The sequence below is a fragment of the Pseudoalteromonas sp. XMcav2-N genome, from assembly GCF_024124545.1.
Taxonomy (GTDB): Bacteria; Pseudomonadota; Gammaproteobacteria; order Enterobacterales; family Alteromonadaceae; genus Pseudoalteromonas.
This window is the reverse complement of sequence record NZ_JAMXSF010000013.1, coordinates 12,668-25,139: the sequence shown is the minus strand read 5'-3', so window position 1 is coordinate 25,139 and position 12,472 is coordinate 12,668. Positions and strand designations below refer to the sequence as shown.

The window sequence follows — 12,472 nt, the reverse complement described above, 5'->3', positions numbered from 1 at the left end:
TATTTTGGCCAACGAATTAAATAGCTTCGATATTCAAGAAATCCTCAAGCTGCTACCACATCGTTACCCGATGTTGCTGGTAGACAAGGTTATTGACCACAAACCAGGTGAATACTTACACGCAGTTAAAAATGTGACTGCCAATGAGCCTATCTTTACTGGTCATTTCCCTGATCAGCCAATCTTCCCTGGCGTGATGATTTTAGAAGCACTGGCTCAGGCGACTGGCCTTCTGGGTTTTAAGACAGTCGAGAACCGCGGCGATAATGAACTATACTTGTTTGCAGCGATAGATAATGCGCGCTTCAAACAACCTGTTGTGCCTGGTGACACCATGCATTTACATGTTGAATTTGTTAAAGAGCGCCGCAATATTTGGAAGTTTTCTGGTGTTGCTAAGGTCGACGGTAAGGTCGTATGTAGCGCTGAAATAATGTGTGCAAGAAGAGAGTTTTAAGTGTGATCCATCCTACTGCAATTATTGAGTCAGGTGCTCAGCTGGGCGAAAACGTATCGGTTGGTCCGTATAGCTATATCGGCAACGATGTGGTTATCGGGGATAACTGTAAAATTGAATCTCACGTGGTGATTAAAGGACCCAGCGTGATTGGTTCAGGCAACCACATTTTTCAGTTCGCGTCAGTGGGCGAAGCCTGTCAAGATAAAAAGTACAAGGATGAACCAACGAAACTCGTGATTGGTGATAACAACATTATTCGCGAGTGTGCCACCATTCATCGGGGTACGATTCAGGACAAGGGTATTACCCAGATTGGCAGCAATAATTTGTTTATGGCGTACACTCATGTTGCGCATGATGCTGTCATTGGCAACAACGTGATTTTTGCTAATAACGCCAGTGTGGCTGGGCATGTTCATGTGGGCGACTTTGTCATTCTGGCCGGTAACTCCGGGGTACATCAGTTCTGTAAAATCGGCGCACATGCTTTTGTTGGCATGTACAGCGGCGTAAATCAGGATGTGCCGCCATTTGTTACAACCACGGGTACACCGGCCCGACCTGCCGCGATTAACTCAGAAGGGTTAAAGCGCCGAGGATATGAGTCGGATGAGATCATGGCTATTCGCCGGGCGTATAAAACGCTATTCCGTAAAGGGCTTAAGCTGGACGAAGCATTGGAAGCAATGCGTGAGGACGCAGCTAAGTTTGCTGGTGTACAGCAAATGATTGACTTTATTGCGACCTCAGAAAGAGGCCTGGTTCGTTAAATTTATATAACGGCCGATAACCTTTCTACATCGCATATCTGTATCTGATATACTAACGCCATACAGCCTGTATGGCGTTTTTTTATTCTAAAAGAATCACATGGCCAACGAAAAAGAAATTACGATAGGGATTGTTGCCGGCGAACTCTCTGGTGACATTCTAGGTGCCGGGCTAATCCATGCCCTGCGCGAACATTACCCAAATGCACGATTTATCGGTATTGCTGGTCCAAAAATGCTGGACGCGGGGTGTGAAACCTTATTCGATATGGAAGAGCTGGCCGTGATGGGCCTGGTAGAAGTACTGGGACGTTTGCCACGCTTGCTGAAAATACGCAAACAACTGGTAGAACATTTTATTGCACGTAAGCCAGATATTTACATTGGTATTGATGCGCCCGATTTTAACCTGCGTGTCGAAAAGCCTTTAAAAGCGGCCGGAATTAAAACCGTGCAATATGTGAGCCCATCAGTCTGGGCCTGGCGACAAAAGCGTATTTTTAAAATCGCAGAAGCGACCAACCTGGTGTTGTCTCTGTTGCCATTTGAAAAGGCGTTTTATGACAAGCACGACGTGCCCTGTACCTTCGTCGGCCATACACTGGCAGATGAAATTCCTCTGGATGTGGATGTGGCAGCTGCACGTGCGCAATTGGGTCTCAAAGACTCTGATACTGTGCTGGCTCTGTTGCCGGGCAGCCGCGGCTCAGAAGTGAGCCAGCTCAGTGAAACTTATCTGCTGACCGCCAAAGCGCTGGCTGACAAAATTCCAAACTTAAAAATTCTTGTCCCTTTGGTAAATGAAAAGCGCAAAGCTCAGTTTCAGGCTATTCAGGCCCAGGTAGCCCCCGAGCTGAGAACGATTTTGCTGGATGGCCAGTCCTCGCTGGCTATGACCGCGGCCACTGCCGTTTTGTTGGCGTCCGGGACCGCCACGCTCGAAGCCATGCTCTATAAAAAGCCTATGGTGGTAGGATACAAGCTTAAGCCCTTAAGCTATTGGATTTTTAATACCTTTTTTACCTTCAACATTAAGCATTTTTCATTGCCAAACCTGTTAGCAGACGAAGCCCTGGTAGAAGAGTTTTTACAACAGGATTGTAACCCTGATGCACTCACGGATGCATTGCTACCTTTGCTGAAAGGGGATAACTCAGCGCTGATCCAAAGATTTTATGATATTCACCAGAATATTCGCCGTGACGCCAGTAAACAGGCGGCACAGGCCGTAGTGGAGTTAATTGATGCAAATTGAACGTCCTGATGTGCAGTTTATTGCAGGCGTAGACGAAGTGGGTCGTGGCCCTCTGGTTGGTGACGTGGTGACAGCAGCCGTGATCCTGGATCCGGCCAACCCAATCGAAGGTCTGACGGATTCGAAAAAACTCACCGAGAAAAAGCGCCTGTTACTGGCGCAAGAGATTAAGCAAAAAGCACTTTGCTATCATGTGGCACGTGCCACGGTCAGTGAGATTGACGAGCTTAATATCCTGCATGCCACTATGTTAGCCATGACGCGTGCCGTGGAAGGCTTAGCGGTGAAAGCGCAGTTTGTGTTTGTTGATGGCAACCGTTTGCCTGAGCTGAGTGTGCCTGCGCAGGCTGTTGTTAAAGGAGACAGCCTGGTGGCTGAGATCAGTGCAGCATCTATACTTGCAAAAGTCACGCGGGATCAGGAAATGCTGGAGCTGGATAAGCAGTATCCACAATATGGCTTTGCGGCGCACAAAGGCTATCCAACGAAAGCGCACTTTGCTGCGCTGAGTGAGCATGGTGTCACACCGCACCACAGAACCAGTTTTAAACCCGTGCAGCGTATTCTGGCGGAGAAGCAGTAGTTATGGCAGTCCCTGAGTTTGTTCATTTAAGAGTACACAGTGATTTCTCGATGGTCGACGGGCTGGCGAAGACTAAGCCTATTGTGGCACGTGCCGCTGAGCTGGCCATGCCCGCATTTGCGATAACGGATCAGATGAACCTGTGTGGTCTGGTGCGGTTCTATGGCGCAGCGCATGGCGCGGGTATTAAACCGCTGGTTGGTGCCGATTTCTGGTTGAAGAGCGATCAGTTTCCGGATGAGCCCAGCCGCATCGTGGTACTGGCAAAAAACAACGAAGGCTACAAAAATCTGACGCTGCTGATCTCCGAGGCCTATTTACGGGGTCACGTATTCCACCGGCCTGTTATCGACAAAGCATGGCTTGCCAAGTACAAAGAAGGCCTGATCTTACTCTCTGGTGCCAAAGATGGTGATGTCGGTAAAGCACTACTCAAGGGCAACCCGCAATTGGTCGCCGAGACTGTAGAATTCTACGAGACCCATTTTAGCGATCATTATTTTCTGGAGCTACATCGCACCGGTCGCGAGCAGGAAGAAGAATACCTTCATGCAGCGGTTGCGCTTGCAGCTGAGCGAGGCTTGCCCGTTGTTGCAACCAACGAAGTGGTATTCCTGCACGAGCATGACTTTGAGCCGCACGAAATTCGCGTAGCGATCCATGATGGCTATACGCTGGAAGACAAAAACCGGCCCAGACGCTTCTCCAAAGAGCAGTATCTGAAAACCCCCGAGCAAATGCAGGAATTATTCAGTGATATTCCGGAAGCGTTGCAAAACACGGTCGAGATAGCCAAACGCTGTAACGTTACCGTTCAGCTGGGCACTTATTTCCTGCCAGATTATCCGACCGGCGACTTGAAAATCGAAGACTTCCTGGTAAAGGTATCCCGAGACGGTCTGGAAGAGCGTTTGCAGTTCTTATTCCCGGACGATACCGAGCGGGCAGAGAAACGTGGCCCTTATGATGAGCGCCTGCAAATTGAGCTCGACGTAATCAACCAGATGGGGTTCCCCGGTTACTTCCTGATCGTAATGGAGTTCATCCAGTGGAGTAAGGATAATGATATTCCGGTGGGGCCGGGGCGGGGTTCCGGTGCAGGCTCCCTGGTGGCCTATGCACTAAAAATTACCGATCTGGATCCTCTGGAATTCGACCTGCTATTCGAACGTTTCCTTAACCCTGAACGTGTCTCGATGCCCGATTTCGACGTCGACTTCTGTATGGACCGCCGGGATGAAGTAATCGACCACGTATCTAAGTTATACGGCCGTCAGGCGGTGTCTCAGATCATCACCTTTGGTACCATGGCGGCCAAAGCGGTAATTCGAGATGTTGGCCGGGTGCTTGGCCATCCTTATGGCTTTGTAGATCGTATTTCTAAGCTCGTCCCTGGCGACCCGGGTATGACACTGGCCAAAGCGTTTGAGGTGGAGCCGCGTTTGCCAGAAGTGTACGACGGCGATGATGAAGTGCGTGAGCTGATCGACAAGTGCCGGATCCTTGAAGGGTGTACACGTAACGCTGGTAAGCACGCCGGGGGCGTAGTTATCTCGCCCACCAGCATCACCGACTTTGCTGCCCTTTATTGTGACGAAGAAGGTAAGTTCCCGGTTACCCAGTTTGATAAAAACGACGTAGAAACCGCAGGTCTGGTTAAATTCGACTTCCTCGGTCTGCGTACTTTAACCATCCTGCAGTGGGCGTTGGACATGACCAACGAGCGGCTGGCGCGAGATGGTATTGATCCGGTGGATATAGCGGCGATTCCGTTGGATGACCCGGCCAGTTTCGAAGTGCTGCTCAGAGCCGAAACCACCGCGGTATTCCAGCTGGAATCGCGCGGGATGAAAGACTTGATCCGTCGTCTTAAGCCTGACTGCTTCGAAGATATGATAGCCTTGGTAGCCCTGTTCCGTCCGGGTCCGCTGCAATCGGGCATGGTAGATAACTTTATCGACCGTAAGCATGGTCGCGAAGACATCTCTTACCCTGATGCGCAATACCAGCACGAAAGTCTGCAACCGATCCTGGAGCCGACTTACGGGATCATCCTGTATCAGGAGCAGGTAATGCAGATAGCCCAGGTTCTGGCGGGATACAGCCTGGGTGGCGCGGACTTGCTGCGTCGAGCTATGGGTAAGAAAAAGCCCGAGGAAATGGCCAAGCAGCGAACCACATTCGAAGACGGTGCGAAAGACAACGGCGTTGATGGCGAACTGGCAATGAAGATCTTCGATCTTGTAGAGAAGTTCGCAGGTTACGGCTTTAACAAATCTCACTCCGCTGCTTATGCACTGGTATCGTATCAGACGCTGTGGATGAAAACCCATTATCCGGCCGAGTTTATGGCAGCAGTAATGTCGGCGGATATGGATAACACTGATAAAATCGTCACCCTGGTGGATGAATGCGAAAACATGAAGTTGACGCTGCTGCCACCAGATGTCAATGCAGGTGTGTATAAGTTTGCGGTAAACCGCCAAGGCGAGATCGTCTATGGAATCGGTGCCATCAAAGGTGTGGGTGAAGGTCCGGTTGAAGCCATTCTCGAAGCCCGTGAACAGGGCGGCCCGTTTAAAGACTTATTCGATTTTTGTGCCCGGGTTGACCTTAAACGCCTCAACCGCAGGGTGATTGAAAAACTGATTTACGCAGGCGCACTGGACCAGTTGGGTCCGGAGAAAACACAACCAGGCCGTGCTACATTGCTTGCGAGCCTCAAAGATGCCATGAAGTCTGCCGAGCAGCATCACAAAGCTGAGTCTTTGGGTCAGAGCGATTTGTTTGGCCTGCTGGCGGTTGAGCCGGATGAAGTAGAGCAGGCATTTGTTAAAGCCCTTCCTCTATCGGACGATGAATGGTTGCAGGGCGAAAAAGACACGTTAGGCTTGTATCTGACCGGTCACCCCATAAATCAGTACAGAAAAGAGTTAAAAAATTACACCTCGGGTCGTCTAGTAGAATTACAGCCGACGAATCGCGATGTGCAATCGACGGCTGCTGGTTTGGTTATCAATGCAAGGGTGCTGATCAACAAAAAGGGCAAACGCTGGGGTCTGATAACTTTAGATGACAAGAGCGCACGAATTGATGTACGCTTATTCCCTGAACAGTTTGAAATGTACCAAGATATGCTGCAAATGAACCAAATCTTGGTAATATCCGGACAGGTCAGCTTTGATAACTTCTCCGGCGGCATTACAATGACCGCCAGAGAAGTCTGCACCATAGCTCAGGCCCGCGAAAAGCGGATCAGTGCGATAAAAATGACATTGAATATGGTGCAAATTGACGCGAATTTCATCGATAATCTGAAAAAAGTACTGGAACCGTATAAATTCGGTACGTGTCCGGTAAAAATCCAATATCAGCGCCCGGACGCGATAGCGGAAGTGACATTAGGTATGCAATGGTGTGTGACGCCCAGTGATGATCTCCTCAGACGGTTATCCAAGATGGCGGCGCAGGAAATAGAACTAGAATTTAATTAAACAGGTAGTTTAGAGCATGAGCCTCAATTATCTTGAATTTGAGCTTCCAATCGCAGAATTAGAAGCAAAAATCAATGAATTACAAAACGTAAGCCGCTCTGGCAGTCTTGATCTCAGCCTTGAAGAAGAGATCAGCCGCCTCAAGGAAAAAAGCGTAGAACAGACGAAAAAGATCTTCGACAATTTGGGTGCCTGGCAGGTATCTCAGATTGCGCGTCATCCGCTTCGCCCTTATACACGCGATTATATCGAGCGTATTTTCACTGAATTTGACGAATTTGCGGGTGACCGTACATTTGCAAACGACCCGGCTATTTTGGGCGGTGTTGCACGATTAGACGACAAGCCAGTTATGGTTATCGGTCAGCAAAAAGGCCGTGACACGGCAGAAAAAATCAAACGTAACTTTGGTATGCCAAAGCCTGAAGGCTATCGTAAAGCCTTACGCCTGATGGAAATGGCCGAGCGCTTCAAGATGCCAATCATCACCTTCATCGACACACCGGGTGCGTATCCGGGCGTTGGCGCTGAAGAGCGTGGTCAGAGTGAAGCAATTGCACGTAACCTGAAAGTTATGGCTGCTCTGAAAGTGCCTACCATTTGTACTGTCATTGGTGAAGGTGGTTCTGGTGGTGCACTGGCGATTGGTGTGGGCGACCGTGTTAACATGCTTCAGTACAGCACCTACTCAGTGATTTCACCAGAAGGCTGTGCCTCTATCCTGTGGAAGAGTGCTGAGAAGGCACCTCTGGCCGCAGAAGCCATGGGTGTATCAGCGACACGCGTTAAAGAGCTGGATCTCATTAATACCATCATTGATGAGCCTATGGGTGGTGCACATCGTAACTATGATACGATGGCGAAGAACCTGAAGGCACAGCTGAAGCGTGACCTGGGCGAACTTGAAGCACTCAGCACAGAAGAAATGCTTGAGCAACGCTACCAGCGCCTGATGTCATTTGGCTATTGCTAAGCCACAATGACAGCACAAGATTGAAAAAAGCCGCATCGCGGCTTTTTTTGTGCGCGTGAAATCGGGATAATACACCTCAGGTACAGACAATTGCCATATATATGACTCAGACCCCGTTCTATAAACGTTTTGCAGCCAGCCTGGACAAATTACTGGCTGATGAGAGAGTGTACTCGGCAACAGGTGAGATAGCGCCTGCGGTAATGCGTGGTCTTACCGTTGCGCTCTCCGGTGGGGTCGATTCTGTGGTGTTGCTGCACCTATGCCGTCACTACGTACAAGCTCATACCCATCTGGCGTTACAGGCAATTTATGTCGACCATGGTTTATCGCCTAACTCAGCGCAGTGGCGGGCATTTTGCCAGGCGCAATGCGATGCGCTGGCGGTCGATTTTACTCCGGCCTCGGTCAAAGTGGTGGCACAAAGCCGACAAAGCCTCGAAGCGCAAGCCCGCACGGCACGCTATCAGGCACTGGATGCACAGGCATATCCACATCATGCATTAGTACTCGGGCAGCATGCGGATGATCAGGTTGAGACTTTCCTGCTGCGCCTGAAACGAGGTTCAGGTCTGAAAGGGCTGGGGGCGATGCATGCACGCACTGTGTTGCCATCCGGCCGGGTGTGTCTGAGACCTCTGTTAACCTCCCAGCGCGCTGACATAGAAGCGTTTGCGCACATGTTTGAGATCTCACATATCGAAGATGAATCTAACCTCAGCGACCGCTTTGACCGCAATTTCTTGCGTAATCAGGTATTGCCCTTGTTAAAATCCCGCTTTTCAGGGTTTGTGCCAAGCGTTATGCGTTCCGTTGAATTGTTACAGGGGCAACAGGCGCTGCTGGATGAAATCACCCAGACGGACCTGGCCTACTGTTCGAACGATAACAGCTTATGTATCGAGCGCCTTGGCGGATTTACGCTGTTGCGCCAGCAAAATCTGGTGCGAGCCTGGCTGGCGGAGCAGGGCGTTCAGATGCCTTCGCATAAGCAGCTTGAACAAATCCTCGGACAGGCACTTAACGCCAGAGCAGACGCACAAATGGCTGTTACTTTGCCTCAGGGGCAGGTTCGACGTTTCAGAGGCGCACTTTATTGGGTGATAGAACAACCAGCCTGGCGTGCAAGCCATGACATAGGTCAGACGCCGGTGGTGCTGGATGATGCCCATACTTTACAGGTGCAGCAGGGTAAAGGCGTGCGTGTACCTGCGCCAGATGAGCAAGTGTCAGTACGATTTAATTGTCTGAGCGAGAAAGTTAAACCACTCGGACGAAGTGGCCGTAATACCCTGAAACACTGGCTAAAAGATTATGGTGTCCCAACCTGGGAGCGCAGCCGTGTGCCCCTGATTTACTACAACGACGAGCTGGTGCAGGTGGTGGGCTTTTTCGTTAATGAGGCGTATGCGTCGTCTCAGGGACTCAACTGGAAATTAGAAGATGCAAGAAACACAAAAGATCGGTGAATCGCTGGCGAACAAAGCTATCTGGGCAGTACTTGGCTGCGGTGCATTGTTTATAATCCTGGCGGTAAATGGTGGACTGAACATTGCCAATGTCGCGCTTAGCTTAAGTGTGGGTGGACTCAGTGCAGTACTGTTGCTGGCTTACTGGCACGGTAAAGGTGGCAGCTTTTTTATCTTTGGCCTGGGTGCGCCCATGCTGGCCATCATATTCAGTGATCTGCCAGACTTTTTGTCACTGGCCTGGGTGATCAACAGCTTCTTTGGTGGCTTTGCCCTGCTGCTGTTGCTTTACAAACTGACAGTGTTGCGCAAGTAAGGACCATATTGCGTTAGGGGACGCAATATGGTTGAGCTGTTGCGGGTTAAATTGTACGTGCGCAGTCTCGGCCTGCGTCCTTGGCGCGATACAGCCCCTTATCTGCCCGCGAGAAAATCTCATTCGGACAATCCTGGCTGGTGGCCAGCGTAAAACCAATACTGGTTGTAACATCATGATTCTTCATGACAGTGCAGCACCTGACCGATGCCATAATACGTTCTGCAATTACTTTGTTGGTAGTAAAGGCTGGATCGTCAATCAGGATCGCAAACTCATCGCCGCCAAAACGGAACACAGTGTCTGTGGCCCGCACAGATGATTCCAGAATACGGGCAAACTCAATCAACACGTTGTCACCCATTTTATGGCCATAGAGGTCGTTCACTTGCTTAAAATTATCCAAATCCAGCAGCATCAGGCTAAAATTGCAGTGGTGACGACGACTGCGTTCAAGTTTCTTTGCCAAAAACTCATTGAACTGGCTACGGTTTGATAATCCGGTCAGTGAGTCCTTGGTTGCCAGCTTTAACACACGCTGATACATCAGTGCATTTCTCAGTGGATACAGCAAGCAAGTGTGCAGCTGGACCAACCTGGCCTGCAGTGCCTCACTCAGGCGATATTTACTGAAATACACAATCTGACCCAGATGCTGGTTATTCAATTCCAGATCAAAGGTATAAGGACTGAGCTGGTTGTTGCTCTGCTGCATTTGAAACACGCCTTCACTAGAATGAAACTGGAGTCCGGCCAAGTTTATTATACGCTTAATGTAACCAGCAAAGATGTCGAGTAGTCCATTTACATCCAGAGTTGTTTGCAATTTTTCAGTCAGGCTCATCGGGTTTTCGGGGACATGCGACATTTGCATTTGCGCGTTAAACGGCAAAAAATCCCCGCGCGTCGGCGCCCGTTGAGTCAAAATATGGACATTTTCCATCTAATATTCCCCTAAAGTACAACATTCAGTCTGTTCTAAGCGAGTTTCATGCCAAAAATTTAAACTGGCTGAAAAACAGCTGCTTGCTATATTTAGTAGTGAATAAAAAATGCTCAACACTATTTTATTGACGCTTGGGAGGCGGTTTGCAGCAAAATTTTGCCGGGTTTTTAGGTGAGGATGTCACCAGTACATTAGTTGCCGCCCTGGAGGGTCAGTTTGCCGGGTTGATAGCGTTATTACTCTGTGCCGTTGCGCTGGTGTGGTCGTTCAAGCGTGTTGGGCTGCCGCCGATCCTGGCGTATCTGCTGACCGGCTTACTGGCAGGCAGTTATGGGTTTGGCTGGATAGACAACAGCCATGAGATCCAACTGATCGCCGAACTGGGGATCGTCTTCTTACTTTTTAGTTTGGGTCTGGAATTTTCAATTCCTAAACTGATGGCAATGCGCAGTGTGGTATTTGGTCTGGGAAGCTTACAGGTTCTGGTCACCACTGTGGTACTGGCGGTGATCTTAAAATATCTCGGCTTTAACTGGATAGAGGCACTGATCATTGCCAGTCTGATAGCCTTGTCGTCTACTGCGGTTGTGGTCAAGGAGCTTAAAGAGCGGGGCATATTAAACATACGTCGTGGCCAGCTGGCCGTAGGCGTATTACTTTTTCAGGATATTGCCGTTGTTCCTTTGCTTATCACCATTCCTTTATTAAGCCAGTCTGACAACCAGGTGCTGGTTGGGGCTTTAATCCTCGCGCTCGCTAAAGGGGCGTTTGTCTGCATGTTGCTCTGGGCCATTGGAAAGTGGGTGCTGCCTAAAGTATTCAATGAAGTAGCGATGGCACGCACCGATGAATTATTCGTACTGACGACTTTGGTGGTAGCACTGTGTGCCGGGGCGCTGACCTATGCGTTTGGTCTGTCTATGGCTCTGGGCGCGTTTTTGGCCGGTATGATGCTCGGTGAGAGTCAGTACAGGCACCAGCTGGAAGCTGAAATTCGGCCGTTTCGCGATATTCTGATGGGGTTGTTCTTCGTCACTGTGGGCACGCAGTTAGATGTTTCTTATGTAATTCAGTCTTTTGTTTACATTATTCTGGTGCTTGCGTTACTCATATTGCTGAAGCTAAGCATTATTTTCCTGCTGGCGCAGTTAATGGGAGAGCGCCGCAAAGATGCGTTTGCAGCGGGTATCTTGCTCTGGCAAATGGGGGAGTTTGGCTTTGTGCTGGTTGCTCTGGCCGGAAAACATCAGCTACTCAGCGCTGAGGTCGCGTCGTTTCTGATAGCTCTGGGCGTGCTGTCTATGGCACTTACGCCATATTTGATCAGTGAAACAGACCGTCTAGTGAAGCTGCTTCGCATTGACAGCGAAGGCCGGCTTGATCCACACGAACAGGGGTTTATAACGTCGAGCAAAGTGAAAAACCATGTGGTGATTTTTGGGTATGCTCGTGTTGGTCAGACTATTGCCCGGTTTTTACGTCCGGAGGCCATTCCGTACATTGCGGTGGAGCGCAACCCGGCGATTGTGCAGGAGGCCCTGACCGCCGGTGAACCTGTGGTGTTTGGCGATCCAACCCAACAAGAGGTGCTCAAGTCTGCCAATGTCAGCGAAGCCCGCCTGGTGATCATCTCACTGAATGACTTTGATAAAGCTCAGGCGGTCATTGATGCAGTGAAACGTTTTGCGCCAGAGGTAAAAATTCTCGTCAGAATGAAAGATGACACCCACCTTGAAGCCCTAAAAGAGCTGGGGGCGACAGAAGTGGTGCCCGAATCGCTGGAGGCCAGTCTGATGATGGTGTCGCATGTATTGTATATGTCGGGCGTGCCGATGCGGCGGATCCTTAAACGAGTGAGTATAGAGCGACAAAATCGCTACGAATATTTGCACGGCTTTTTTACCGGCGACAGCCAGGAAATGAAAGAATACGCAGGCCCGGAAGGCGCAAGTTACAGCTCAGACAGGCTGGAATACCTGCATGCAATCGCATTGCCAGACGACGCCTACGCTGTAGATAAGTCAATCGCAGAGCTGGACCTGGCGCGTCATAAAGTGGTGGTAAAAGCACTGCGGCGCAACGGAGAGGAAATTTCCATCCCCGATGAGGAAACCACCTTGTGCGCCAGTGATGTATTGCTGCTAAAGGGCAAACCGCGCCGGGTAGAGCGGGCGGAACAATTCCTGTTAGACGGCCTGCCTTAGGC

General features: G+C 49.9%; 10 protein-coding genes. 9 read left to right on the top strand and 1 reads right to left on the bottom strand.

Translation table 11 applies throughout. The features are described from left to right. Positions 1-4: 4 nt before the first annotated feature. The 8 genes from fabZ (at position 5) to NH568_RS16235 (ending at position 9,320) form a co-directional block, all read left to right on the top strand. Positions 5-457, top strand: a complete 453-nt coding sequence (gene fabZ, locus NH568_RS16270; RefSeq protein ID WP_054015673.1) for a 3-hydroxyacyl-ACP dehydratase FabZ — start codon at positions 5-7, stop codon at positions 455-457. A gap of 2 nt (positions 458-459) precedes the next feature. After that, the gene (lpxA, locus tag NH568_RS16265) at positions 460-1,230 is read left to right on the top strand and encodes an acyl-ACP--UDP-N-acetylglucosamine O-acyltransferase (RefSeq protein ID WP_253048820.1); all 771 of its coding nucleotides are present in this window, start codon (positions 460-462) and stop codon (positions 1,228-1,230) included. Between the two features lie 100 nt (positions 1,231-1,330). Next, a complete protein-coding gene (lpxB, locus tag NH568_RS16260) occupies positions 1,331-2,485 on the top strand; it encodes a lipid-A-disaccharide synthase (RefSeq protein ID WP_253048818.1) in 1,155 nt (384 codons plus the stop codon). Next, positions 2,475-3,068 carry a ribonuclease HII gene (gene rnhB, locus NH568_RS16255; RefSeq protein WP_253048816.1) on the top strand — a complete coding sequence of 198 codons (594 nt, stop codon included), beginning with the start codon at positions 2,475-2,477 and terminating at the stop codon, positions 3,066-3,068. The genes lpxB and rnhB overlap by 11 nt, the downstream gene beginning before the upstream one ends. A gap of 2 nt (positions 3,069-3,070) precedes the next feature. Continuing rightward, the gene (gene dnaE, locus NH568_RS16250; protein ID WP_253048814.1) at positions 3,071-6,562 is read left to right on the top strand and encodes a DNA polymerase III subunit alpha; all 3,492 of its coding nucleotides are present in this window, start codon (positions 3,071-3,073) and stop codon (positions 6,560-6,562) included. Positions 6,563-6,578: 16 nt separating this feature from the next. After that, the gene (accA, locus tag NH568_RS16245; RefSeq protein ID WP_253048812.1) at positions 6,579-7,535 is read left to right on the top strand and encodes an acetyl-CoA carboxylase carboxyl transferase subunit alpha; all 957 of its coding nucleotides are present in this window, start codon (positions 6,579-6,581) and stop codon (positions 7,533-7,535) included. A gap of 101 nt (positions 7,536-7,636) precedes the next feature. Continuing rightward, entirely contained in the window at positions 7,637-9,004 is a 1,368-nt protein-coding gene (tilS, locus tag NH568_RS16240) for a tRNA lysidine(34) synthetase TilS (protein ID WP_253048810.1), read from the top strand. After that, on the top strand, positions 8,979-9,320 hold the full coding sequence (locus NH568_RS16235) for a hypothetical protein (protein WP_253048808.1): 342 nt from the start codon (positions 8,979-8,981) through the stop codon (positions 9,318-9,320). Before tilS ends, NH568_RS16235 begins: the two co-directional genes overlap by 26 nt. A 46-nt stretch (positions 9,321-9,366) precedes the next feature. Here the strand turns inward: NH568_RS16235 and NH568_RS16230 are convergent, their stop codons facing one another. After that, positions 9,367-10,263, bottom strand: coding sequence for a GGDEF domain-containing protein (locus tag NH568_RS16230; RefSeq protein ID WP_138546299.1), 897 nt, complete (start codon positions 10,261-10,263; stop codon positions 9,367-9,369). A gap of 206 nt (positions 10,264-10,469) precedes the next feature. Between NH568_RS16230 and NH568_RS16225 the strand changes: the two genes are divergently transcribed. Then, a complete protein-coding gene (locus NH568_RS16225) occupies positions 10,470-12,470 on the top strand; it encodes a monovalent cation:proton antiporter family protein (protein ID WP_253049063.1) in 2,001 nt (666 codons plus the stop codon). Positions 12,471-12,472: the final 2 nt, after the last annotated feature.

What these genes read in the sequence shown, in the direction of transcription:
- lpxB (WP_253048818.1), top strand. Translation starts at nt 1,331, where the DNA reads ATGGCCAACGAAAAAGAAATTACGATAGGGATTGTTGCCGGCGAACTC.
- rnhB (WP_253048816.1), top strand. Translation starts at nt 2,475, where the DNA reads ATGCAAATTGAACGTCCTGATGTGCAGTTTATTGCAGGCGTAGACGAA.
- dnaE (WP_253048814.1), top strand. Translation starts at nt 3,071, where the DNA reads ATGGCAGTCCCTGAGTTTGTTCATTTAAGAGTACACAGTGATTTCTCG.
- accA (WP_253048812.1), top strand. Translation starts at nt 6,579, where the DNA reads ATGAGCCTCAATTATCTTGAATTTGAGCTTCCAATCGCAGAATTAGAA.
- tilS (WP_253048810.1), top strand. Translation starts at nt 7,637, where the DNA reads ATGACTCAGACCCCGTTCTATAAACGTTTTGCAGCCAGCCTGGACAAA.
- NH568_RS16235 (WP_253048808.1), top strand. Translation starts at nt 8,979, where the DNA reads ATGCAAGAAACACAAAAGATCGGTGAATCGCTGGCGAACAAAGCTATC.
- NH568_RS16230 (WP_138546299.1), bottom strand. Translation starts at nt 10,263, where the DNA reads ATGGAAAATGTCCATATTTTGACTCAACGGGCGCCGACGCGCGGGGAT.